Source organism: Corynebacterium sp. UMB8791 (assembly GCF_054166365.1).
In genome coordinates, this window is the sequence record NZ_JBSZCG010000114.1 from 169079 (window position 1) to 193019 (window position 23941).

Below are 23941 nucleotides of genomic sequence, written 5' to 3' on the forward strand. Positions count from 1 at the left end.
ACTGCGCCTAGTAAAATATGACCACATGTGTTCAGCCCGCCCCACCACTGCGCCCGACTTCCTGCTTTCCCGAAGCACCGGTTCAGTGCGCACGCAAGGTGCCAATCAAACGTTCTCAGACGCATGGAAAGCTATCGACGCCCTCGAGTCCGGCGACGTCGAGATGGTGGTAGGCGCTCTCCCATTCGATAAAGACACGCCCGCGGCGCTGACAGTGCCCGAATCCATAGTCCGGGAATCTGGCACGCTCGAGCCTCATCCTTACTATCGAGTCGGCCCAGGCTCAAAGCTGCACGCGTCGCTTATCGACGTCGATCCCACCCCGGAAGAACACCTGCGCCGGGTTGAAGCAGCGGTCTCCACGATCCAGGGGTCCATGTTGGACAAGGTGGTCCTTGCTCGTGCAGTGGACATCGCATTCGATCCACCCGTCGATCCTCGCCTGGTCGCCGCGCGCCTGATTGACCTTTCTTATACCCGCGACGGGTTCATCGCAGACCTCACACCGAGCGGGCGTGTCGGCCACTTCTTCGTGGGCTCATCACCTGAGGTTTTGGTGCGCCGCAAAGGCAATATCGTGAGTTCGTATCCGCTAGCAGGATCAGCTGCCCGTGTCCCACACGACCCTGCGGCTGATGAGGCGAATGGTCAGGCACTCTTTGCTTCCGCCAAGGATCGCGACGAGCACGCGTACGTGGTCGAGCACATCCGCGAGATTCTGGCGCCACTGTGTTCCCAACTCGACATTCCAGACGGACCACAACTGGATAAGACTTCAGAAATGTGGCATCTTGCCACCCCAATCCGCGGCGTTCTGAAAGACCCTGCGCCAACAGCGCTCGACCTTGCGCTTCGCCTCTACCCCACCCCAGCTGTTTGCGGTACCCCGCAAGCCGCGGCGGAGGCGCTCATCACCACCGCAGAGACCGACCGAGGGTTCTATGCTGGCACCGTCGGCTATACCGACAAGAACGGCGATGGCGAATACATGGTTGCGATCCGCTGCGCGGAGGTCAACGCCGCGGGCACTCAGGCTCGCGCCTGGGCTGGCGGCGGGCTCGTCGCAGATTCCGTCCCGCAAGATGAGCTCGACGAGACCACAGCCAAACTGCGCACCATCATGCGTGCGCTCGGCCTTTAGCCCCAACTAGGCGCGCGCCACCGGGTTAGTCAGCGAGCCGATACCTGGGATCTCAATCTCAATCACGTCGCCCGGGACCATTTCCGCGGTCCCCGCAGGTGAGCCAGTTGCGATGACATCGCCCGGAAGCAACGTGAATGACTCGCTGACCCACTCGACGATTTCGCCGATCGACTTAATCATCTGGTCCGAGTTGGAATCCTGCTTTGTCGCAGTCTCCCCCTCATGTGTGAGGTGCGCCTTGATCGGCAGCGAATCAAAATTGAAGCGCTCAAGATCTGTCTCAATCCATGGCCCTAGCGGAGCGAAGGTATCCATGCCCTTCGCGCGTGCCCACTGCCCATCGGAGAACTGGAGATCACGCGAGCTGACGTCGTTAATAATGGTGACACCACGCACTACCGACTTCCACTGGTCCGCTTTCACGTTCTTACACGGCACGCCGATGACGAGTGCAAGCTCTCCCTCGAACTCAACGCGGGTAGCGAACTTGGGGATGCGAATTGGCGCGCCGGGACCGACAACTGCTGTCGGCGGTTTGATGAAAATCGTCGGCGGCAAATCATCCGCGGTCTGTTGAAAGACTTCCTTGACGTGGTCCGCGTAGTTGCGGCCGACTGCCACAATTTTCGACGGCAGCGTCGGTGCAAGCAGCCTCACCTCTTCAAGCTTCCACTCTTTGCCGGTGAACTCGGGGTCGGTGAATGGTGTACCAGCAATGGCACGCGCGGTCGTCGCCGCTTCATCAATGACAGCGAAGGTCATGCCTTCGGGTGTAGCAATTCGTCCAAAACGCATAGGGACGAGCATACAACCCCGAAGGCTGCTCGCACTTTATTGGTAGCTCACGAACCACGGCCGAGGTTGGACGTCGTTGTATGTCTGCTCCGGGCTAAAGGTTGGGGTGTCCTCGTCGATAAAGTTCTTCCACGCCATGAAGTAATCAGGACTCAAACCTTGACGCAGGACGTTCCAAGTATCAAACTTCTGTTCCGGCACGCCGTGGCCGTCCGCATGGAGCACCCACGCCAATTCCGGCTGGTCAGTGCGGATATTTTCACGATCCGGGTACATGTCCAGCCTGAACTGGTGCAGGATGAGCATCTTTTGTGGCAGTTTGTGCTCTCGAACGAGGGCCGCAAGCCAATCAGCAACAGCATTAATCTCGCCCGAAGTTGCCGACCCGATACGGGACAATGGCTGCTCGCCGGGATTCAGCTTCCACTCGGCATCGAGTGCCAACCCCACGTTCGGCCGAAGCAGGAGCTCTTCGTAGAGTCGAGCCTGGTGAAGGAAATCACCCTGACCGGGCTGGAGGTCGAGCACCGCGTAGCCACCAGCCTCAGTGATCGCGTCGATGTATGGTACGAGGTCCTCGATCGCTGTCTCGTTGGAGTAGTCGCCGTCAGCGCCGGGAGATTGCGAAGCCACCGTGACAATAATCTCGAACGCAGGGATCACCGGCTGCCCGTCCAACGGTTGGTACTGTTGCGCATACGATGTTGCTAGCTGCGCCGCTTCAGCGGGAGGCTGCTCCCCCATAACGCCGAGTGCTGGGCCCGATGGGTGCCCGTACAGCGCAATCATGCGCCGTCCGGGAAAGACAAGACCGCCACCTCCAGGTAATTCACCGTGCGTCGCGAGCGTGATCTTGTCCCGGTACATTTCGGTGTTGCCCCATTGCAGTCCAAGGGCGAGCGTGTCTTGCTCCAGCACTGTGCGCATGGCGTCTGAGGTAACACGCGGATCCGGGAACTGCAAGACTTCGAGTTCCGCACCTGCCGCCCGCGCGGACACGGCGGCTCCAAGCGACGTCTCCTCCGTCACCATGACCGGTGGCAGTGTGAGTGCCCCAGGTTGCTGTGGCTGCGTAGCCGCAACTGTGGCGATATCACGCTCAGGGTTGTCGCTTTGCAGCGGCTCCACGCCCGCTTCCTCTGATGGCGTGATGACTTCGGTGGCGCCTAGTCGTTGAATCTCTGCATCAACGGCCTCGTCTGTACCTGGCCAACGCACTAACAAAGGGATGCCACGTTCCAGGGCGATTGCCGCACCAAGCAGTTGCGACTCCCGCTCCTTACCCGCGACAACCACAGCGTCCGACGCTGGATACAACCGCTTCGAAACTTCCGCGCCGGTCCCGTCTGGGTCTTGAATAACCTCGGCACCGGACATCTCCAAGGCTTGCGCGCCCTGCGCTCCTTTTTCGGCGTCGCCAGTTGCGCACGCACTCAAGCTTGCCGTTGCGACACCGAGCGCAACGATGACGCTGCCAACACGATGCCGGGTCGAAGCCATCTTCAATGTCTCCCGCCTTTCCTACACGGAGGTCCTGTTTGAATCTGGCCTCAACCCTACGTGGTTACCTCAGCGCGGCAGCAATCCGGTCGCCAACCTCAGTCGTCACAATGTCAGCCCCTTCGCGGCCCGTCACTTCCTTTTCCACGGCCGCTTCAATTTTCTGGGCATTGTCTTCATCGCCGAGGAAGCGCAGCATCATCGCGACGGAGAGAATCATCGCGCACGGGTCGGCGATACCCTGACCTGCAATATCCGGTGCAGAACCGTGGACTGGCTCAAACATCGAAGGCGTGACCTTTGCCGCGTTGATATTGCCCGAGCACGCAAGGCCCACACCACCTGCAACTGCGCCGGCCAAGTCAGTCAAAATATCGCCGAACAGGTTATCCGTCACAATGACGTCGTACTGCGAAGGGTCGCTGACCATGTAAATAGTCGCCGCGTCGATGTGGTGGTAGTTCGTGGTCACCTCTGGGAACTCCTGCGCGACCTCGTCGAAGACTCGCTGCCACAAACCACCAGCGTTGACCAGGACGTTCGTCTTGTGCACAAGAGTCAACTTCTTGCGGCGCTGCTGAGCAAGCTCAAAGGCGTAGCGCACGACGCGCTCAACACCGTAATAGGTGTTTTGAGAAACTTCGGAGGCAACCTCATGCTCGGTACCTTCGCGCAGCGTGCCACCATTGCCGGCATAGAGCCCCTCGGTTCCCTCGCGGACAACTACAAAGTCAATGTCACCCGGCCGTGCCAGCGGCGAGGTCACACTCTTGTACAAGCGCGACGGGCGCAGGTTGACATAGTGATCCAGCTTGAAGCGCAGTGGCAACAGGAGCCCGCGCTCAAGCACACCAGCGGGAACCTTTCGCGGGTCCCCGACTGCGCCGAGCAGGATTGCGTCATGTTCACACAGCGCCTCGAGGTCACCGTCGGTGAGTAGCTCGCCGTTACGCAGGTATCGACGCGCGCCAAGGTCAAAATCCGTGGTCTCTACGTCCGAGCGAACAGCATTCAGAACTTTGAGCCCCTCTGCCATCACTTCAGGGCCGATGCCGTCCCCACCAATAACAGCAACCTTCATTTTTGGGATTCCTTTCTCACCAGACGGACAGTGCGTTTAGTGTAACACTGTCCGCCCGTGAGGGAACCGCCTTTAGGAATCCAAATCGAGCTGGATCGAAGTGGCGTCGATAGACTGCGCGATCTGCTCCTCGAGCTGCTCTGGAACTTCCTTATCCACGCGCAGGATGAGCACTGCACCGTCGCCCTTCGTGGTGCGAGTCAGCGCGGCAGCATCGATATTGATATCGTGCGCACCAAGCTGCGAACCCACCTTTCCGAGCGCTCCAGGGACATCGGTGTAGCGGAAGAACAAGTTGCGGCCTTCCGCACGCATGTCTACACCGCGACCATTGATGCGAACGATCTTCTCAACGCCCTCCAGGCTCGTCAGCGCGCCAGTCACCGTAGCGGTCTGCCCTTCTGCCCCAACGGCCTGGACCTCGAGCGCGCTGCGGTGCGTCAGTGCTTCAGTCTCTGTCTCGACCGTATAGCTCAATCCGCGGGCCTCAGCGATAGCAGGTGCGTTCACAAACGTCACAGGCTCATCGACGATGCCCGAGAACAGACCGCGCACAGCAGACAGGCCCAACAGGTTGACTTCCTCCGTGGACAGCTCACCGCGAGCCGTCACCTTCAGCGATACCGGAGCCTCTTCCAGTAGCTTGCCTGCAAGCAGCCCAAGCTTGCGCGACAAGTCGAGCCAACGAGCTACCTCCTCGCCCGCGTTGCCACCAGCAACGTTGACAGCATCAGCGACGAACTCGCCGGCCAGTGCCTTCAACACAGAATCCGCAACGTCAGTACCCGCGCGGTCCTGCGCCTCAGCCGTAGATGCGCCAAGGTGCGGCGTTACGACGACCTCTTCGAGTTCAAACAGCGGCGAATCCGTGCACGGCTCGGTTGCATACACGTCGAAACCTGCACCACGAATGTGGCCAGACTTGATGGCGTCGGCAAGCGCCTGCTCATCAACGAGGCCACCGCGGGCCGCATTGATAATGATCTGTCCCGGCTTGGCCTTCGAAAGCAGCTCCGCATTGAACATGCCTGCAGTTTCTTTCGTCTTCGGCAAGTGGATCGTCACAAAATCTGCACGAGCCATCAGCTCCTCGAGCTCGACGAGCTCGACACCCATCTGCGCTGCACGCGCAGGGTTCGCGTAAGGGTCGTATGCGACGATCGTGGTTTCGAACGCAGACAGACGGTGCGCGAACAGCTGGCCAATGTGCCCGAAGCCGACAATGCCTACGGTCTTGCCGAAGATCTCGGTGCCTTTAAACGCCGAGCGCTTCCACTCACCATTACGCAGCGTGGAATCAGCTGCCGGAATCTGGCGAGCGGTAGAAAGCAGCAATGCGATTGCGTGCTCACAGGCTGAGTGAATATTCGAGGTCGGGGCGTTAGCAACCATCACACCGTGCTCGGTTGCCGCCGGAATATCAACGTTGTCAAGACCGACACCAGCACGGCCGATAATCTTAAGGTTTGCACCTGCTTCGATCACCTCACGATCGACCGTCGTTGCTGAGCGAACAAGCAGCGCGTCCGCGGCGGGGACTGCCGCGAGCAGCGCCTCACGGTTTGGGCCATCTACCCACTGGACTTCCACCGCGTCGCCAAGTGCGTCAACGGTTGACTGGGAAAGTTTATCGGCGATGAGGACAACAGGTTTCGACATAAGAATGGGGTCTCCTGAGAATCAAACAGAGTGGATACCCCGAACACCTTAATAGGTCAGTTACCGGTTGTCCTGCGGTTAGCCTGATACTTTTCTTCCGCTTGCGAAATCCTGCGCGATAGCTCGTCGCTGGTCCCGAAATCGGTTCCAAGTGCAACGAGAGGGCCGTCCGCTAACCCTGCAAGAGCAAATAGTGTTTCAAAGGATGCTCTCGGGTCCGGCTCGTCCACGAAGACAACCTTCGCCCCAAAGCTGCGCGCATTCGCGATCGCGGCAATCGAAGTATTCGCCGTCGCCACAACCAACGGAGCCATATCGGCATCCCTGCGGGAGAGAATCGGGAATGGTCTTGCCTGCGCCCCCTTCATCACGGCAGGGTCCGCCCACGCGGCTCTCAGCCAGGTCGGCTCACGCGAGCGCAACTTCGCCACTTCCTGCGCAGCAGACTCGGGTGAGGATATCAATCGTTCCTCAAACATCAGCGACGTCATCGGGCCTAAAGCTCCCCGCCCACCCGGGTCGCGGTACACACGCATCCGTCCAGTGGTTTGCGCCAGTGGCACATCACCAACCGTAAGCACCGTATAGGTATGTAAACGCTCGGTTTCTTGCAGAATCTCGTTGTGTCGGTTCGGGTCGTAGACCAACATCGGGGCGTGGGCAACAACGGCGATTGAGGCAGCTCGCAGCTGTGCTTCTACTGAAGGATCCGACACCACTAGCGTCTCGGAAGCACGGAAGAAATACTGCAACGATGCAAGCCCCGTCCGGTCTGCTAACACGACAGGATGCTGCTCAAACATCGCTGATACATGGCGCGACTGGTTGACTTTCCTCGCCTCTCCCAGCGGGCCTAATTGTTGCTCTGGCGAGCAAGCAACAAGCAGCGTTGCCGCGCACAACAATGCGAGGCAACGCTGCCGTATCCCAACCTGCTTAATCCTCTTCGCCTTCCGGCTCTTCCTGCTCAACTTCTGGCGCCTCAAACTCAGGATCTTCAGCAGCTGGTGCAGGTTCTGCTTCTGGTTCGGGCTCTTCAGAGAAATCAACCTCTGACTCAAGTGGGCCATCAATATCGCGGATCACGGCCTTATCAAGCGCATACTCGACAATCCCGACGAAACGTTCGCGACGATCCGCCAAGAACTCCGTCCACTGAGAGTTCAGCAAGAAAATTGGCGTCATCTCATGGCCTTCGAGGACTTCATCAAACTCGTCGTCGTCCATGAGCGACTTCGACTGCAGGCGCGGAATGTAGCGCTTCGGCTGATTGTCCTCAATCAGCACATCCGTGCGCTTGCCCATCGGGGTGCGGTTGAGCACCGACTGCGCAACGACTGGGTCAGCGCCAATGTCGTCACAAAACGCAGGAGGGAACACAGTGTTGAAGTACGGCTGCAGCTCCGCAAACGTCTCCCGGTTGAACGGCTTTCCTGTCCTCCAGTCGAGCGCGCCGCGTGCCATCAGCAGTGCGTACAGTCCGCGGTAGACACCGCTTTCCTCCGTCGCCGTAAGCAAACGAGACTCCGAGAACGTGGCGTCGGACACTGTACGTGGCGTCGCGTCAGTCTCTTGCAGCACCCACGGGGTGACCTCGGTAACGTCGAGGCCCGCACGGATCGTCGGTGCGTGCGCACCGTAGAGCTCTCCAAACACCCCCGACCAGTACCAGCGGTTGAGACGGTCCTTCGACTCCTGGCTACGGTCCCACTGCGGATGCTCTGCCAAACGCGCCAAAATCGTAGCCAGTGGCACAATCTGCGAGGTGTACGGGACCTGATCCACGCTGAGAATACAACGCTCAGCCATAAACTCAGCCGCCGCCTTAAACGCATCCGCCATTTCTTGCGCATGCTGGCGGTAGTCATCGAGGGAAAGGTTCAAGATGTCGCCGCGGTGTCCAACAGCGTGTCCATGCCGACTCGTCAGCAAAAGTGACATCGCGCGGAGGAATTCAATGCGCCCAATGTCATCCAAAGCTGGGTACTCGCGCAACTGCTTTTCGACGCCCCGCCAATGCTCAGCAAGCAAAAAGTCAGGATCTTGCGTAGCAAACATGGCCGTCAGCAACTCGAAAACATCCATCTGGACACCCGCCGAGTTTGCGTGGGCGAAGATTTGGCCAACGCCAATCTGCGAGGTCTCCCGGTCAATGCGGATCACTGGAACATCGTAGGCCGGCATCCAGCGCATGACTTCGTTCAGGAAGAGCTTGACCGCGTCGCGCATTTCATGATCCTCGGCATCCGCCGCCATGTCTAAAAGCAGGTCATTGCCCTCTTTCCAGAGCAACAGCGACACCGGCACGACACCGTGCTTCAGCATGTCCTCCCGGTTCCGGATGCCCTCCGGAATATCCGGTCCAAAGTGCGAACGGATCTGGCCTTCTTCGTCAACAGCGAAGACTGCTTCAACCGGCATTGGATCGGCAGAGACGGCCGTCCGCACATCCACAAAGAACTGGCGGTGAATGCGTCGACCAAGGAAGTCTACGGTCGGGACGATGCCGTCGCCCTTAAATGCGTGGTACAGCGAAGTGAGGCGCTGCTGGCCGTCGAGAAGCAACAGCCCCGGTTGCGGTTCCTTGACGCTCGGCTCGAGCCCTTCGAGCGGGCGCGGGCGAAATCGCATCGGTGTCCCGCGTGTATCCAACGCGAGGAACGAGCCGATTGGATAGCCGCGCAAGACTGAGGTAACCAGGGTGCGAATGCGGTCAACATCCCAGATATACTCGCGCTGAAAATCGGGTAGCTGCAGCTCTCCGCGCTCAGCCCGCGCGAAGAGATCCTTGAGTGAATAGCTTGGCGTAGTAAAACCCATAAGTCATACTTTAGAACAGAATCAACAAACATTCTCGTGGCCGCGGTGTTCGGGCAGCTCCACCTGGATCGTGGAATGCTCAATCCCCAGCTCACGCAATACTTCTTGGGCGTCGTCGAGAACACGGGCTCCTTGCTCACCAGGGTGCTTAACCACGTGAACCGTCGCCAATACGGACACCCCATCGAGCGACCACAGGTGCAAGTCATGGATATCCACCACACCGGCAATTGCTCGCAGGGCCGGTTCGACGCTCTCAACATCGAATCCCGGAGGGACCTGCTCCAGTAGCACCTGGAGGGAGTGACGGAGCAGCGACCACGCCCGTGGCAACACCAACGCCGCGATCAAGAAGGAAGCGATAACGTCCGGCAGCTGGCTGCCAGTAAAAGCAATCACCGCACCGGCGACGAGCACCGCAACCGAACCGAGCATGTCCACAAGTACGTGCAAAAACGCGCCCTCAACGTTGACGGAGTTTTCCCTTTGGCTATGCAGCACCCACGCAGATACCGCGTTTGCGACCAAGCCAATGAGGGCGATCACCATCATCGGTGCCGTGTCAATCTCAGTAGGTGCAGAGATTCGACGAATGGCCTGCACCACGATCCAGACAGAAATCACAAGCACCGTCAGCGCGTTGGTCGCCGCGGCCAGTACTTCAACGCGCCGATATCCATACGTGGCCTTCATCGAGGCTGCCCGCTTCCCTATCACCACGGCGATCACCGCAATGATCAGTCCAGCAGCGTCCGACAGCATGTGCATGGCATCGGCCATCAGCGCCATCGAACCGGTGAGCCAGCCACCGATCAATTCTGCGAAAAAGACCACGCTGGTGACTCCCAGCGCGATCAGCAGGGCACGCAGTGGCGCGTCGCCGACGTGATCGTGGTCGTGAGTGTGAGCGTGGTCCTGGCTATGCGACATGCCGTAATTCTAATCCACCTTTTAATATCGGTAAAGCGGGCAACTTCGGAAGCAATCAGAACGATTTTTGCTAGCCTGGACCAAAAAGAAAGGAAACACGTGACTCAGCAACCACACGAAACCCCAAACAACCCCCCACTCGAGATACCAGAGGAGCGACGCCACCTTCCCGCTCCATCCGAGCCAACTCCGCAGAACGGCGGTTGGTGGAAGTGGCTCCTTGGCATCCTCGTCTTCCTCCTTCTCGCATGGCTACTGTGGTCCCTGTTCGCCGGCGGCCAAAGTGAAGAAGAATTCAACAACAACCAGCCCAGCGTGACGGCAACTGAAACCGTCGATATCACCACCACGATGACAGAAGACACCACGGAAACGGTTGAGCCTGCTACCGAGACGAACACTGACGCTTCCGAACCGACAGTGCCGGAAGAAGTCACTACCACAGTGAATCTCGACGAAGTCCTTAGCGACGCACCCGAATCCGAGACGGCACCAGCGCAATAGCGCAAAGCACAAACAAAACTGGGAGCGGCCCTTCTGTTGGGTCGCTCCCAGTTTTTACGTTATGAGAAAGCCTAGGCGGTCTCATTCAGCGGGTTCTGCACCCAGCTCATCATCGAGCGCAGTTCCTTGCCGGTCTTCTCAATCGGGTGCGAGGAGACCTTGGCGCGCAGGTCCTCCAGCTCCTTGTTACCGTTCTTCACGTTCTCAACGAGGCGCTTGGTGAAGGTGCCATCCTGGATATCACGCAGCACGTCACGCATGCGGTCCTTAACGCCCTCGTCGATGAGGCGCGGACCAGACAGGTAGCCACCGAACTCTGCGGTATCGGAGATGGAGTAGTTCATGTTCGCCATGCCGCCTTCGTAGATCAGATCCACGATCAGCTTCATCTCGTGCAGGCACTCGAAGTACGCCATTTCTGGCTCGTAACCAGCCTCGACGAGGACATCGAAGCCCGTCATGATGAGATCCTCCAGGCCACCGCACAGAACGGCCTGCTCTCCGAACAGGTCGGTGACGGTTTCAGCTTCGAAGGTCGTCGGGATGACACCGGCACGAGCACCACCGATTGCTGCAGCGTACGAGAGTGCCAGGTCGCGGCCATTGCCCTCCGGGTCCTGCTCGACAGCAATCAGGCACGGCACGCCCTTGCCTTCTGTAAACGTACGACGCACCAAGTGGCCCGGGCCCTTCGGCGCAACCATGCCCACGATGATGTCGTCCGCTGGTTCAATCAGGTTGAAGTGGATGTTCAGGCCGTGACCGAAGAACAGGGCGTCGCCAGCCTTCAGGTTTGGCTCAATATCGTTGCGGAAGATTTCTGCCTGGGAAGTATCCGGTGCCAGCAACATGATGACGTCCGCCCATGCGGAAGCATCAGCGTTGCTCTTGACCTCGAAGCCAGCCTCCTTGGCCTTTTCCGCGCTCTTCGAGCCCTCACGCAGGCCGATCACAACATCGACGCCGGATTCACGCAAGTTCTGCGCGTGCGCGTGGCCCTGCGATCCATAGCCGATTACTGCAACTTTCTTTCCCTGGATGATGGACAGGTCTGCATCCTGGTCGTAAAAAACTTCAATAGCCATGAGTCGGCTCACCTTTCTTTATGCGTATGGAGAAATATATCGGAGTTAATAGCGTCGCGCTTAGGATTGCGATGCCATTGTTTCGGCGCCGCGCGAAAGCGCGACATCACCGGAACTCGCAAGCTCGCGAATTCCGAAAGGCTCGAGTACTTCAAGCAACGCCCGCAGCTTTGCGGGCGTGCCCGTCGCTTCAATCACGAGGGACTCGGGCGAGACGTCGACGACACGTGCGCGGAAGATGTTCGCGGCATCCACGACCTGCGGCCTGTTACTGTTGTCCGCGCTCACCTTGACCAGCATCATCGATCGGGCGACGGTGGCGTCGTCGTCAAGCCTCTGGACTTTAATAACCTGGACGAGCTTGTTGAGCTGCTTCTGGATCTGCCCAACGGAGTACTCGCTCGCATCGACCACGATGGTCAGCCGGTTGATGCCTTCGGTCTCAGTGCTTGCCGACACAAGCGAGACCATGTTGTAGCCACGGCGCGTAAACAGAGCGGATACGCGCGTAATGATGCCATCGACATCCTGCACAAGCACCGACAGCCTATGCCGAGTGATTGTTTGCACTGGTGCCATCTTATTTCGCTCCCTCTGTTTCATCTTCGAGTGTCGTCAACACTTCGTGAATTGCTTCTGGGGTTTCCGCGGCGGATTCCTCCATGTCGAAGAACGGCCGCATCCCGAGCGCGTACTGCATGTCTGAGTTCGAAGCGCCCGCAGCGACCATCGGCCAAACCTGTGCGTCCTCGCCGACGATGAACTCAACTACGACCGGCCGATCATTGATACCGCGCGCCCACTCAATCGCGGGGACGACGTCCTCTTCCTTCGTGACGCGAACAGCCTGCGCCCCGAGTGCCTCAGAGAGCTTCACAAAGTCAGGGACGTATGCCTCTTCCCCACCGAGCTTGGTGTGCGAGTAGTTGCCTTCATAGAACAACGTTTGCCACTGGCGGACCATGCCGAGGTTGCCGTTGTTAATCAGGCAGACCTTGATTGGCAAGCCCTCCATCGCCGCGGTGGTGATCTCCTGGTTCGTCATCTGGAAACAACCATCACCGTCGACGGCCCATACCTCTTTATCGGGCATCGCAGCCTTCGCACCCATAGCGGCTGGCACCGCATACCCCATGGTGCCGGCGCCGCCGGAGCTCAACCAGTGACGAGGTTTATCGAAGTCCAGGAACTGCGCTGACCACATCTGGTGCTGGCCAACGCCGGACGCGTAAATCGCATCCTTTCCGACGGTCTTCGACAGCATCTCGATCACAAACTGCGGAGAAAGCTTCCCATCGTCTTGCTTGTCGTACCCACGCGGGAACCGCTCCTGGAGATCCTGAAGCCGCTCCATCCAGGCGTCTATCTTCGGCGCCGGAGTATTCGGCGAGCCTGTAAACGCTGCAGTGAGCTGAGCAAGCACCTTCTTCGCATCACCGACGATCGGCACATCAACTGGACGAATCTTCCCGATCTCCGCCGGGTCGATGTCAGCGTGAATCGTGTCTGCGTGAGGCGCGAAGGTGTCAACGTCACCGGTCACGCGGTCATCAAACCTGGTTCCGATTGCGATCAGGAGATCCGCTTCCTGCAGGGCACCAACCGCCGGCACGGTGCCGTGCATGCCAGGCATGCCCATGTAGCACGGTTGGTCCTGCGGGAATGCGCCCAACGCCATCAAGGTAGTCACCACTGGGATGCCAGTGGCCTCGACAAGCTCAAGCAGCTCCTTGTTCGCAGCAGACTTGACGACGCCACCACCGATATACAACACCGGCCGCTTCGCCTGCGAGATTCGCTCCGCAGCCTTCATTACCTGTTCGCTGAGTGGCTCGTCAGCGGGAACATACCCAGTCTCGAGCAGTTTCGGCGGCCACGAGAACTCCATGAGCTGTGCCTGAACATCCTTCGGGATGTCCACGAGCACCGGACCCGGACGGCCACTAGATGCGATGTGGAATGCAGTTGCAATCACACTCGGGATCTCGTTGACGTCCGTGACCATGATGTTGTGTTTCGTAATCGGCATAGTGATGCCACGAATGTCCGCCTCTTGGAACGCGTCGGTTCCGATCATTGACGAACCTACCTGGCCGGTGATGGCGACCATCGGCACAGAGTCCAGATAAGCGTCACCGATCGGTGTGACAAGGTTTGTGGCCCCCGGCCCGGAAGTGGCGATGCACACACCGACCTTTCCGGATGCCACCGCGTACCCTTCGGCAGCATGGCCTGCACCTTGCTCATGTCGAACCAGCACGTGCCGCAGCTTCTTCGCTGCAAACAGTGCGTCGTAGAGAGGAAGCACCGCGCCACCGGGGAGGCCAAAGACAATCTCGGTACCTAGCTCCTCAAGACTGCGAACGACAGCGTCGGCACCGGTGATGAGCGGCGCGGTGCGCTCATCACCAGGCTGCGTCGATGCATTCGTCGGGGGCTTGTGTGAAGCAACCACGATGTCGAGCTCCTTAGTGTTTCAATTAACAGCAAATATCGAATCAGATCTAAAACAAAAGCCCCCGACCAAGCCGTGTGGCTGTCGAGGGCGCTTGAGTTCGCGACTGACTAGGCAAGCAGTCCGCTACGGCAAGCGCCGGTGCGGAATAAGAATGACTAGTACACGCGAAATGATCATGCGTTGAATCATACACATTCCACAGGGAAATGTGAGGGATTCGGATTAATATTCAAAAACTATGCCGTTGTCATACATAGCCGAACAGATCTGGCGCTGGTTCGCCGAGACTGGCATCAATCTCGCGCTCCTGCTCACCCTCGCATTTTTAGTACCACGAGCAGGGCGTTTCCTTAACCGTCACGCTGAGCGGCAGGTCAAAGAGTCTGGTGAGACGGACGAATCGAAGGGCCGCCTAGCAATCGTGGGCGTCGGGGTATACATCGCCCAGATGGTTGCCTACTTCTTGATTTTCGTCTTTGCACTGCAACAACTCGGCTTTTCACTCGCCGGTGCCGCGATCCCCGCAACGGTTGTATCGGCAGCCATCGGTTTTGGCGCACAGAACATCATCGCGGATTTCCTGGCGGGTTTCTTCATCCTCAGCGAAAAGCAGTTTGGTGTGGGCGACTACGTCGCATTTCAGGGCAACGGGATTGACGTCTCCGGTGAGGTCATTCAGATTACAATGCGCGCAACTCAAATCCGCACCATCGAGCAATCGACCATCTCTATTCCGAACTCGACGGCACGCATATGCATCAACCAATCCAACTACTGGTCCAGCGCGGTCGTCGTCATTCCTGTCCCACTGCTCGGTTCAACGTCTGCGGAAGAAGCGTTGAAGAGGACCCTCGCCGCGGCGCAGCGCGCGATTGCGCAACCCGACATTGCCGACGCCACCATCGACGAGGTCGAAGTACAACCCGCAGTAGCGGTGAACGCCCCCGCAACTGTCGGAAGCTCATGGACCGTGGATATGCGCGTGATGGTTCGCACTCAACCATTGATGCAGTGGAAGGTGGAGCGCGCAATCCGCATGGCGATCCTCGACGAGTTTTGGAACGAGTACGGCGCGGCAACAACATTCGAGGGCGCACTGGTGCAAGGTTTGGAACAACCGACCAGGCACTTTGATGTGCAAACGCCCACAGAGCGTATTCCAGAGTCCTTTCCTCAGACGCAGAAGCTGCCCGCGACAAGCCCAGTGGCCCAAGATCCGGCAGCAGTTGATGACTTGACACTTACAGATGATGACGCACCTGAACCGAAGCGCGTATTCCGCGGAATTATGCGTATGTCCACAGCGTTCCTCCTCGCGGGGTTCGCCATTTTGCTCATTGTCCGCGGCCTTATGTTGCAACCCGCGGAGGAAAGCAACGCAAATTCCGGTGTTTGGGCGCCACCTGCCCGGCCGGTTGCATCCACGAGCGCCCCCATGCCTGCCACCCAAGAAGAGATCCCCACGTCCGACGTCACCACTACTATTCCAACAGCCACGCCAACCACCGAAGCAACCACGCCTTCATCCACAACGACCGAGTCGGAATCATCTGATTGGACGTCCGAAACATCCACATACGAACGACCGGAACCGGCAGCCACGCCAGCTACTCAGGAAGAGACGGCGACGGACGAAGTGGACGTCGATAAGGAGCAACTCCCGCAGCCGTAACAAGATTGGCTAGCATAACTTGCATGACTGACTCGCCCACCACCTTTCGCCCTAGCAAACAACACGTCATTGCGGTTGTCCTCATGACAGGCATCGCGTTGATCGGAATTTCCTGGGCTCCGCTCCTTCTTGGCTGGCTGCTGATCATTCCGCTCGCGTGGTTGCTCTGGATCTTCACCGCCTCCACCACGATCAGCGAACGCGGCATTGCTCTGCGGTACATGGTGAAGCCAAACGTGACCATCGCCTGGTCTGACCTGGCGGGAATTGCATTTCAGGGTGCGAAGGCGAAGGCCACAACTCTTGACGGAGCATCGCACACCATGCCCGGTGTGACCTTTAATATGCTACCGGAACTTGCAGAAGCTTCCCGGGGCCGAATCACGGACGTCATCACGCAGGCGCAGGAAGCCGCCGACGGAAAATATGAAATCATCAACAAAGACGGCAATAAAGTATTAATGTCGCGAGAAGCCTACGACGAATACGTCAAGGCACACCCTGATCTGCCCGGGCCACGGCCCGAGCCCGCGCCACGTACAAAGGAGTAAGCCGTGATCCCTCTCCGCTCACGAGTCACAACCATTGGCCGCCAAGCTGCAGGCGCACGTGCACTATGGCGAGCAACCGGTACAGAAGAAAATGAGTTCGGCAAGCCGATTGTTGCCATCGTCAACTCATACACGCAGTTCGTTCCTGGCCACGTGCACCTCAAAGAGGTAGGGGAAATTGTTGCGGAAGCTGTACGCGCCGCCGGCGGTGTGCCGAAAGAATTCAACACCATCGCCGTCGACGACGGTATCGCCATGGGTCATTCCGGCATGCTCTACTCCCTGCCCAGCCGCGAGATCATCGCGGATTCGGTGGAGTACATGGTCAACGCCCACACCGTCGACGCAATGGTATGCATCTCCAACTGTGACAAGATCACACCGGGCATGCTGAATGCTTCTTTGCGGCTCAACATCCCTACGGTTTTCGTCTCCGGCGGCCCGATGGAATCAGGCAAGCCAATTAACGTTGGTGGCGTCGAAAAGCCAGCCTCCGACCTTGTTGACGCCATCGCGCTTTCCGCAAACGATGCTGTCTCCGATAACGAACTCGATGCCATCGTCGAAGGCGCCTGCCCTACCTGTGGATCGTGCTCCGGCATGTTCACCGCTAACTCCATGAACTGCCTTACCGAAGCGCTCGGCCTTGCACTGCCTGGCAACGGCACCACTCTGGCCACGCACACAGCGCGCCGTGAGCTGTTCGAAAAAGCTGGCGCCACCATCGTTGACCTGTGCAACCGCTACTACGGAGAGGGCGACACCTCAGTGTTGCCGCGCGAGATCGCAACCGTGCACGCGTTCCGCAACGCAATGGCCCTCGACATGGCCATGGGTGGATCGACGAACACGATTCTGCACATCCTTGCGGCCGCGCAAGAGGGCGAGGTGAACTTCTCACTCGCGGATATCGACGACCTGTCCCACCACATCCCGTGCCTGTCAAAGGTTGCTCCAAACGGCACAGCCCACGTCGAAGATGTCCACCGCGCCGGAGGCATCCCAGCAATCCTCGGCGAGCTCCACCGCGGCGGACTGCTACACGAGGACGTGCACTCAATTGTCTACGACTCCCTCCACGAGTGGCTCAAGGACTGGGATATCCGTGGCACCGGCGTATGTGAAGAAGCCATCGAGCTCTTCCACGCCGCGCCGGGTGGCAAGCGAACCACGCAGGCATGCTCGCAGTCAGCGCGGTGGCCGAGCCTGGATACCGATGCCATCCGTGGCGTGATCCACGATGTCGACCACCCGTTTACTTCTGACGGCGGCTTGGTCGTCCTGCGTGGCAACCTTGCTCCGGACGGCGCGATCCTCAAAACTGCAGGTGTTGAAGAAGGTCTCTGGGAGTTCTCGGGACCGGCGCATGTTGTGGACTCGCAAGAGCAGGCGGTGTCGATGATCTTGGCACACGAAGTACTTGAGGGTGAGGTTGTCGTGATCCGCTACGAAGGACCCGCGGGTGGGCCAGGCATGCAGGAGATGCTTCACCCCACTTCCTTCTTGAAGGGTGCCGGACTGGGCACGAAGTGCGCCCTGATTACCGACGGCCGATTCTCCGGCGGCACGTCAGGACTTTCCATCGGACACATCTCACCCGAGGCTGCCCACGGTGGCCTCATCGGCCTGATCGAAAACGGCGATACCGTTTCGATCTCAGTGTCTCGGCGCGAGCTCACCCTCGATGTCGACGAAGACGTCCTGGAAAAGCGCCGTGAAGCAATGGAAGCCTCCGAGCACCCGTGGACACCAAATCGTGTCCGCGAAGTGTCGAAGGCTCTCAAGGTGTACGCAAAGATGGCAACGTCCGCCGACAAGGGCGCCGTCCGCCAGCTCGACTAGCGGGCAGTCGTGGTTAGGCGAGCGGGTTTACCCCGGCGCCGAACCACCACAGCGCACCAGCTGCGGCTAACCCAAGGACTGCGAAAATCCAGGAGCTTGCTAGTGGTCGGCGCGCCCACGAGCGGGTCGCGTCGACGCCGTACAGGCCAGGGCCAGCAAACTGCAGCGCGAGCACCACACCGAAAAGCACTGCTGCCAAGACTGTTGCTGGTTCCCACTCGAACACGTTCAGGCCAACTCCGCTCACAACAATGCTGTGTAAAACGGCAAAGCCAGTAACTGCGATGCCCACCATCGCTGCAACTGGCGTCAACAGCCCTAGCAGCAAGAAGACACCTGCGGCGAGCTGCAACGTCGGCAGGATGATAGCCAGGCCGTCGGTAAATGCGTAGCCCTGCGCAGCAAATTCTGCTTCCAGCCCACCGATACCAGCCGAATCGCCTAGACGGAAGAACACCGCAATCGCTTGCAGGATGAGCGCGAGCCCGATGGTAAGGCGCGCAATCAGCAAGCCAAAGTCGAGCGTACCGCGCTTTGCGTGCTCAACCTTCTCCTCTTCCAGGTCAGAGTCAGCGGCAACATCTGGTTGCGCATAGGTCGTCGGCACCGAATCGAGCGTGTTGTTGGCAACAACCGTTTCGGTCGCCGGTGTGGCATCGAAGCCGCCCGGAGCGTCGGCGTTTGGAAACACCTCAGTGGGAGCAGCCTTCCCCGTCATCGAATAGATTCCCTGAGCCGAGTCGCCTCGAGCCGATCCCTGAAACTCAGGAATGCCTTCGAGTCCACTTACATCCTCGGGTGTAGCATCGCGCAAGTTTTTATCAGTCATGCCTAGCAATCTAGAACAAATCTGCCCGATTACGAGGCTGTACGTCGGCGCGCCACAAAACTTCTTGCGCTAAGAGACGCCACCTTCGTTCAAACGTAGCCCCGGAAGCTGGGACTCTGAACAAAATTAGGTTGAAATCTGTTGTAGTTACTAACATCTCATCACATGCATCGATTCAGTTGGCTTGATGAACACGACACTGAAATTTGGCTCACTATGTGGGCAATGATCTCGTGGATCCCTGCCCGCCTTGACGAAGCACTCAAGGCCAATGAAAGCATGAATCTGTCTGACTACCTTGCACTGGTAGAGATCGCACAAGCTGACGATCAGAAGATCACGATGAGCCAACTCGCGAAGGCAACACAGATGTCTGCATCACGCTTGTCCCATATCGTCGCACGTTTGGAGAGACGTGGGCTCGTGGCGCGAAGCCAAGACTCGACGGACCGCCGCACCAACATCGCCACGCTCACCAAAGACGGCGTCGAATTCATCGTGCGGTCCACGCCCGGTTACCTTCAGAAGCTCCGCGAGCTCGTATTCGATTCCATTACGCCGGAAGAGGCCGACCAACTCAACCGAATCATGAAGAAGATCGTCTCCAAGGCAGGACCAGACCATTAAGGCACGAGCCTAGCCAAGGTAACAGTTCTGTAACGCTTTGGCGTGCATCTCATACTTTTTGACGCCAGCTTCTCCCTCCACACGTCCCCGCACCTCCCCCGTCTGACCACCTGGCAACTTCTCCCTTACTACCAGGCGGTTTATTCGATAGTCGCAACCCACGCCCACCACGGCCGAACGCTTATCAGCGCCACCCCCAGAGCCTTTAACACTACTGTTCCGTCCGTTTTATGGTGTGCGCTGGAGAAATGCCTTTGATACCATCAACTCCCGTTCGGTGGACGTTGCAATAACGCCACCGCTAAGTTTTTATATCGATTTCTACATATTCAATAGGGACAAAGTTTTATGCGTAAATCTATCCGTGTGGCGCTCGCGTTCGTGGGGTTGCTCGTCGGAGCTGGCTTCGCATCCGGCCAGGAAGTGATTCAGTACTTCCTCGCGTACGGCTACTGGGGCCTTGTCGGCTCGATTGTTGCTGGCATCATTATCGTCGTCGTTGGCTCGACGCTCTTCCAGTTGGGTTCTTTCTACCTCGCTGACGACCACAGCGCCGTCTTTAAGAACGTATCAAAGCCACTTGTATCGAAATTTATGGACGTCGCCACGATGTTCACCCTTTTTGCGATCGGCTTCGTCATGGTCGCCGGTGCAGGCTCGAACCTTGACCAACAGTTCGGGCTCCCAACTTGGGTGGGCGCGGCCATCATGACCGTCCTGCTTGTCCTTTCAGGGTTCCTGGACGTCGACAAGCTCACGAACGTCATTTCCATCATCACGCCATTTCTTATCGTCGCGGTGATCGTGGCGCTGATGATCACGCTGGTGCACATGCCAGACAACATCAGCCAAATCAACGAGCTCTCCATGCAGAACGCACCTGCTACAGGTGTGGGCAACAACTGGTTGCTCTCCGCTGTCAACTACGCAACGCTTTGCATCATCATGGCTGTTTCGATGATCCTCGTCATTGCGGGCTCGCAGCTCAACCCTCGCGAAGCCGGCATTGGCGGATTGCTTGGCGGGTTCATCTTTGCGGCCCTACTGGTCATCCTGAATTTCATCATTTTCATGAACATGGAAGGCGTCTACGGCGCCGACTTCCCACTGCTCATGGTGTTTGACAACATGCACCCAGCGGTCGGCTTCGTCGTCTCGCTGCTGATTTACTTGATGATCTACAACACCGCGGTAGGCATGTTCTACGCCATGGCGCGGCGTCTCGCTCATGGCCGTCAGGAAAAGTTCCGACTGATCTACTTCATCGTGGTCGGCATTGGCTTCGCGCTGTCTTTCATCGGTTTCTCGGCCCTCGTTGGTTGGGTCTACCCTGTCGTTGGCTATCTCGGACTTGTGCTCTCGATCGTTATGATTATTTCCTGGTTCAAGGATCGTGGACGTATCGCGGCAGAGACCAAACGACGTGAGCGCCTCGCAGAGCTCGCAGAAACCGCGCTGGACCCAGCAGAAAGCGAACTGTCCGCGAAGGAGCGCGAAGAGGTCGAAGACCTGGTCACCGAGTCTCACGTTGGTGACACACACCTGTGGCAATCCGTCCAGGAGGAAGTCGCTGCGGATCTCCACGCTGATCCAGAGAATGAGTTCTCGCTCGACGACGCACCGGCACTCGACCCCGACTCCGAGGAGTACGACGGTGCACCTGGTGACGCCGACTCACACGACGACCCAATCGACTGGGAGGCCTACTCAGAGATGTACGAAACTGGCACGTTCCCAGCCGTCACCGACGAGGACGTCAAGAACGCATCGAAGGGCAAATAGATCCGTTTCGTTGCAGTACATAAAGGAGCCCCCGCGCCGGTTCGAATCGGCGCTGGGGCTCCTTTATGCGATGTAGCTTAGGACAGCTTCTTCGCGATCAGCTTGTTCACCTGACCAGGATCAGCCTTGCCCTGCGTTGCCTTCATCACGGCACCGACAATCGCGCCGGTTACCTTCTTGTTGCCGGCTCGGTACTTCTCAACGATGTCCGGGTTGGCAGCCAACGCGTCGTCGACAGCCTTTTCGATAGCGCCATCATCACGCACGACCTCGAGGCCACGAGCAGCGACAACCTCATCAACATGGCCCTCGCCAGCAATCACGCCGTCGATAGCCTGGCGACCCAGCTTGGTCGTCAGCTTGCCTTCTTTCACCAACTCGACCACACGAGCAACGTCCTTTGGCGTCACTCCAACTGCGTCAAGGTCCTTGCCGAGCTCGTTTGCCTTGCTCTGAATGTACGACACCCACCAAGCACGCGCCTCGTCAGGAGTCGTACCTTCCTCGACTGTATCCACAACCAGATCCAACGCGCCAGCGTTCACCAAATCGCGGAACTCCTTCTCAGGCAACTGCCACTCTTCCTGGATTCGCGCCCGGCGCACCCACGGAAGCTCCGGAAGCGTCTTGCGGATCTCCTCCACCCACTCAGGCTTCGCGATAACTGGGGGCAGGTCTGGGTCGTTGAAGTAGCGGTACTCAGAGGCCTCTTCTTTTGGACGCCCCTTCGACGTCGAGCCATCTTTCTCCTGGTAGTGGCGAGTCTCCTGCACAATCTCTTCGCCGTTGACGAGCGCCTGTGCCTGACGCATCATCTCGAAGCGGACGGCCTGCTCAACCGACTTCAAGGAGTTGATGTTCTTCGTCTCCGTACGGGTGCCGAACTTCTCCTGACCGATCGGGCGCAGCGAAACGTTCGCGTCACAGCGCATCGACCCCTGGTCCATGCGTGCATCAGAGACACCGAGAGCCTTCACAAGCTCGCGGAGCGCGCCAACGTACGCACGAGCGACCTCGGGAGCACGCTCCCCTGCACCGATAATCGGCTTCGTCACGATCTCAATGAGCGGAACACCAGCGCGGTTACAGTCAACCAACGAGGCCGTCGCACCCGTGATGCGCCCCGAGGCAGACCCGAGGTGCGTCAGCTTACCGGTGTCTTCTTCCATATGCGCGCGCTCGATTTCAACGCGGTACTCAGTACCATCATCGAGCAGGACGTCCAGGTAGCCGTCGTACGCGATCGGCTCGTCGTACTGCGAAATCTGGTAGTTCTTCGGCTGATCCGGGTAAAAGTAGTTCTTACGCGCGAAGCGCGAGCTTTCCGCAATCTTGCAGTTCAGTGCAAGGCCGATCTTGATTGCCCACTCAACACCCTTTGCATTAACGACGGGCAATGCGCCAGGCAATCCAAGCGACACAGGGTCGACGTTGGTGTTTGGCGCCGCACCGAAGTGGGCTGAAGATGTCGAGAACATCTTGGTCTCGGTTGCTAACTCAACGTGTACCTCCAACCCCATAACCGGGTCGAATTTTTCCAGTACTTCGTCGTAATCCATCAGGTCGTACGCAGTCATAGTGCTCTAGTGTAGTGCTCTCCTAGTTCTCCGTGTCGCTTGGCGCGCCCATAGCACGTTTCCGCTGGTCTACGGAGCGACAGATGAACGCAAATACCGCACCGGAGAGGTTGTGCCATACAGAAAACACTGCCGCTGGAAGTGCCGCGACTGGGTTCATGTACTGTGCGGCAAGCGTGGCGGCTAGGCCGGAGTTCTGCATCCCAACCTCGACAGCCATTGTTCGAGAAGCGGTTTCCGGCTGACGCGTGACCTTTCCAGTCAGGTAGCCCAGCAGGTACCCCAGGATGTTGTGGATTGCTACACACAGCAGCACCAAGAGACCAGCCTCTGCAAGTTTCTCACGGGAGCCCTGCACGACAATCGCCACGATCATCGAGATCGCAATCACAGAGACCCACGGCAGCGCAGGCAAGATGGCGTCAACAAGCTGAGGCAGCACGAGGCGCACGACGAGACCGAGCACGATTGGAACGATGACCATCTTGACGATCGAGAGCGCCATCGCAGCCGCGCTTACTGGCATGTGCTGACCTGCGAGCCAGAGTGCCAGCAGCGGAGTCATGATTGGTGCCAACAGCGTCGAGATCGACGTCATCGTCACCGACAGGGCAACGTCACCACGCGCAAGATAGCTCACCACATTCGAGGAGGTGCCGCCGGGGGCACAGCCCACAAGGATTACGCCCGCCGCGATTTCCGACGGCAACCCGAGCACCGCGGTAATAGCTACCGCGATTGCAGGCATGATGACGAACTGCGCAACTACGCCGATTAACACCGGAAGCGGACGGGAAAACACCAGGCGAAAGTCAACCGGGCGCAATGTCAATCCCATCCCAAACATGACGATGCCCAGAAGCCACGTGGTCCACCCCGAAATCGGAGCAACAACACCTGGGGCGACGGCACCAAGCCCAAATCCAATCAAAACCAATACAGGGAAGCCTAGCGTCGCGAGGTATGCCGCACGATCCTGACTATTCCCACTATTCGGTTTTACTTTCTCACCTACCGAAACACTCATAGGTGACACTATAGACACAAAAATGGGGCGCCCGTGCTAGTTTGCGCAAAAACTTTTT

20 protein-coding genes are annotated in these 23941 nt (G+C 58.4%); 7 read left to right on the forward strand and 13 right to left on the reverse strand.

Annotated elements, in window-relative coordinates; all coding sequences use genetic code 11:
- Positions 1 to 25 precede the first annotated feature (25 nt).
- Positions 26 to 1141, forward strand: coding sequence for an isochorismate synthase (locus tag ACXIUA_RS06265; protein ID WP_256001098.1), 1116 nt, complete (start codon positions 26 to 28; stop codon positions 1139 to 1141).
- Between the two features lie 6 nt (positions 1142 to 1147).
- Here the strand turns inward: ACXIUA_RS06265 and ACXIUA_RS06270 are convergent, their stop codons facing one another.
- The 7 genes from ACXIUA_RS06270 to ACXIUA_RS06300 all read right to left on the reverse strand — a co-directional run bounded on the left by ACXIUA_RS06270 (position 1148) and on the right by ACXIUA_RS06300 (position 9929).
- Positions 1148 to 1939 (reverse strand): fumarylacetoacetate hydrolase family protein, encoded by a 792-nt coding sequence (locus ACXIUA_RS06270; RefSeq protein ID WP_083329507.1) that lies wholly within the window; start codon positions 1937 to 1939, stop codon positions 1148 to 1150.
- A 36-nt stretch (positions 1940 to 1975) separates the two neighbouring features.
- Complete coding sequence (locus ACXIUA_RS06275) at positions 1976 to 3439, reverse strand: cell wall-binding repeat-containing protein (protein ID WP_457976391.1); 1464 nt, start codon at positions 3437 to 3439, stop codon at positions 1976 to 1978.
- Between the two features lie 64 nt (positions 3440 to 3503).
- Entirely contained in the window at positions 3504 to 4520 is a 1017-nt protein-coding gene (locus tag ACXIUA_RS06280; RefSeq protein WP_256008511.1) for a 3-isopropylmalate dehydrogenase, read from the reverse strand.
- Between the two features lie 72 nt (positions 4521 to 4592).
- A complete protein-coding gene (gene serA / locus ACXIUA_RS06285; RefSeq protein WP_070362573.1) occupies positions 4593 to 6179 on the reverse strand; it encodes a phosphoglycerate dehydrogenase in 1587 nt (528 codons plus the stop codon).
- A 56-nt stretch (positions 6180 to 6235) separates the two neighbouring features.
- Positions 6236 to 7150, reverse strand: a complete 915-nt coding sequence (locus ACXIUA_RS06290; RefSeq protein ID WP_256008510.1) for a hypothetical protein — start codon at positions 7148 to 7150, stop codon at positions 6236 to 6238.
- A complete protein-coding gene (locus ACXIUA_RS06295) occupies positions 7116 to 8999 on the reverse strand; it encodes a DUF262 domain-containing protein (protein ID WP_256008509.1) in 1884 nt (627 codons plus the stop codon). Before ACXIUA_RS06295 ends, ACXIUA_RS06290 begins: the two co-directional genes overlap by 35 nt.
- Before the next feature lie 21 nt (positions 9000 to 9020).
- Positions 9021 to 9929 (reverse strand): cation diffusion facilitator family transporter, encoded by a 909-nt coding sequence (locus ACXIUA_RS06300; RefSeq protein WP_070362575.1) that lies wholly within the window; start codon positions 9927 to 9929, stop codon positions 9021 to 9023.
- A gap of 99 nt (positions 9930 to 10028) precedes the next feature.
- On the opposite strand from ACXIUA_RS06300, the gene ACXIUA_RS06305 reads away from it, so the two are divergent.
- The gene (locus tag ACXIUA_RS06305; RefSeq protein WP_070362576.1) at positions 10029 to 10433 is read left to right on the forward strand and encodes a hypothetical protein; all 405 of its coding nucleotides are present in this window, start codon (positions 10029 to 10031) and stop codon (positions 10431 to 10433) included.
- A gap of 71 nt (positions 10434 to 10504) precedes the next feature.
- Here the strand turns inward: ACXIUA_RS06305 and ilvC are convergent, their stop codons facing one another.
- From ilvC to ACXIUA_RS06320, 3 genes are read right to left on the reverse strand one after another with little or no spacing between them, the layout of a single operon-like run.
- Entirely contained in the window at positions 10505 to 11518 is a 1014-nt protein-coding gene (gene ilvC, locus ACXIUA_RS06310; protein ID WP_070362577.1) for a ketol-acid reductoisomerase, read from the reverse strand.
- A 60-nt stretch (positions 11519 to 11578) separates the two neighbouring features.
- Complete coding sequence (ilvN, locus tag ACXIUA_RS06315; protein ID WP_070362578.1) at positions 11579 to 12097, reverse strand: acetolactate synthase small subunit; 519 nt, start codon at positions 12095 to 12097, stop codon at positions 11579 to 11581.
- Between the two features lies 1 nt (position 12098).
- On the reverse strand, positions 12099 to 13973 hold the full coding sequence (locus ACXIUA_RS06320) for an acetolactate synthase large subunit (protein ID WP_256008507.1): 1875 nt from the start codon (positions 13971 to 13973) through the stop codon (positions 12099 to 12101).
- A 241-nt stretch (positions 13974 to 14214) separates the two neighbouring features.
- On the opposite strand from ACXIUA_RS06320, the gene ACXIUA_RS06325 reads away from it, so the two are divergent.
- The 3 genes from ACXIUA_RS06325 to ilvD are packed head-to-tail and all read left to right on the forward strand — an operon-like array spanning position 14215 to position 18041.
- Positions 14215 to 15648 carry a mechanosensitive ion channel family protein gene (locus ACXIUA_RS06325; protein ID WP_457976392.1) on the forward strand — a complete coding sequence of 478 codons (1434 nt, stop codon included), beginning with the start codon at positions 14215 to 14217 and terminating at the stop codon, positions 15646 to 15648.
- 23 nt (positions 15649 to 15671) lie between these two features.
- The gene (locus tag ACXIUA_RS06330; protein ID WP_070362581.1) at positions 15672 to 16199 is read left to right on the forward strand and encodes a PH domain-containing protein; all 528 of its coding nucleotides are present in this window, start codon (positions 15672 to 15674) and stop codon (positions 16197 to 16199) included.
- A 3-nt stretch (positions 16200 to 16202) separates the two neighbouring features.
- Positions 16203 to 18041, forward strand: a complete 1839-nt coding sequence (gene ilvD / locus ACXIUA_RS06335) for a dihydroxy-acid dehydratase (RefSeq protein ID WP_457976393.1) — start codon at positions 16203 to 16205, stop codon at positions 18039 to 18041.
- 13 nt (positions 18042 to 18054) lie between these two features.
- Here ilvD and ACXIUA_RS06340 read toward each other — a convergent pair whose 3' ends face one another.
- A complete protein-coding gene (locus ACXIUA_RS06340) occupies positions 18055 to 18870 on the reverse strand; it encodes a DoxX family protein (protein WP_070362583.1) in 816 nt (271 codons plus the stop codon).
- Positions 18871 to 19035: 165 nt separating this feature from the next.
- On the opposite strand from ACXIUA_RS06340, the gene ACXIUA_RS06345 reads away from it, so the two are divergent.
- Together ACXIUA_RS06345 and ACXIUA_RS06350 are read left to right on the forward strand one after the other, a co-directional pair.
- Positions 19036 to 19497 carry a MarR family winged helix-turn-helix transcriptional regulator gene (locus ACXIUA_RS06345; RefSeq protein WP_457976394.1) on the forward strand — a complete coding sequence of 154 codons (462 nt, stop codon included), beginning with the start codon at positions 19036 to 19038 and terminating at the stop codon, positions 19495 to 19497.
- A gap of 348 nt (positions 19498 to 19845) precedes the next feature.
- Positions 19846 to 21279: a YkvI family membrane protein gene (locus tag ACXIUA_RS06350; RefSeq protein ID WP_070976366.1), complete on the forward strand. Its 1434-nt coding sequence runs from the start codon at positions 19846 to 19848 to the stop codon at positions 21277 to 21279.
- A gap of 77 nt (positions 21280 to 21356) precedes the next feature.
- Here ACXIUA_RS06350 and gatB read toward each other — a convergent pair whose 3' ends face one another.
- The gene (gene gatB, locus ACXIUA_RS06355; RefSeq protein WP_070479176.1) at positions 21357 to 22856 is read right to left on the reverse strand and encodes an Asp-tRNA(Asn)/Glu-tRNA(Gln) amidotransferase subunit GatB; all 1500 of its coding nucleotides are present in this window, start codon (positions 22854 to 22856) and stop codon (positions 21357 to 21359) included.
- A 22-nt stretch (positions 22857 to 22878) separates the two neighbouring features.
- A complete protein-coding gene (locus ACXIUA_RS06360; RefSeq protein WP_457976395.1) occupies positions 22879 to 23883 on the reverse strand; it encodes a bile acid:sodium symporter family protein in 1005 nt (334 codons plus the stop codon).
- Positions 23884 to 23941: the final 58 nt, after the last annotated feature.

Coding starts and splice junctions, on each gene's coding strand:
- ACXIUA_RS06330 (WP_070362581.1), top strand. CDS start 15,672: ATGACTGACTCGCCCACCACCTTTCGCCCTAGCAAACAACACGTCATT.
- ACXIUA_RS06295 (WP_256008509.1), bottom strand. CDS start 8,999: ATGGGTTTTACTACGCCAAGCTATTCACTCAAGGATCTCTTCGCGCGG.
- serA (WP_070362573.1), bottom strand. CDS start 6,179: ATGTCGAAACCTGTTGTCCTCATCGCCGATAAACTTTCCCAGTCAACC.
- ACXIUA_RS06265 (WP_256001098.1), top strand. CDS start 26: ATGTGTTCAGCCCGCCCCACCACTGCGCCCGACTTCCTGCTTTCCCGA.
- ACXIUA_RS06340 (WP_070362583.1), bottom strand. CDS start 18,870: ATGACTGATAAAAACTTGCGCGATGCTACACCCGAGGATGTAAGTGGA.
- ACXIUA_RS06360 (WP_457976395.1), bottom strand. CDS start 23,883: ATGAGTGTTTCGGTAGGTGAGAAAGTAAAACCGAATAGTGGGAATAGT.
- ACXIUA_RS06345 (WP_457976394.1), top strand. CDS start 19,036: ATGCATCGATTCAGTTGGCTTGATGAACACGACACTGAAATTTGGCTC.
- ACXIUA_RS06350 (WP_070976366.1), top strand. CDS start 19,846: ATGCGTAAATCTATCCGTGTGGCGCTCGCGTTCGTGGGGTTGCTCGTC.
- ACXIUA_RS06280 (WP_256008511.1), bottom strand. CDS start 4,520: ATGAAGGTTGCTGTTATTGGTGGGGACGGCATCGGCCCTGAAGTGATG.
- ilvC (WP_070362577.1), bottom strand. CDS start 11,518: ATGGCTATTGAAGTTTTTTACGACCAGGATGCAGACCTGTCCATCATC.
- ACXIUA_RS06275 (WP_457976391.1), bottom strand. CDS start 3,439: ATGGCTTCGACCCGGCATCGTGTTGGCAGCGTCATCGTTGCGCTCGGT.
- ilvN (WP_070362578.1), bottom strand. CDS start 12,097: ATGGCACCAGTGCAAACAATCACTCGGCATAGGCTGTCGGTGCTTGTG.
- gatB (WP_070479176.1), bottom strand. CDS start 22,856: ATGACTGCGTACGACCTGATGGATTACGACGAAGTACTGGAAAAATTC.
- ACXIUA_RS06325 (WP_457976392.1), top strand. CDS start 14,215: ATGCCGTTGTCATACATAGCCGAACAGATCTGGCGCTGGTTCGCCGAG.
- ACXIUA_RS06270 (WP_083329507.1), bottom strand. CDS start 1,939: ATGCGTTTTGGACGAATTGCTACACCCGAAGGCATGACCTTCGCTGTC.
- ACXIUA_RS06300 (WP_070362575.1), bottom strand. CDS start 9,929: ATGTCGCATAGCCAGGACCACGCTCACACTCACGACCACGATCACGTC.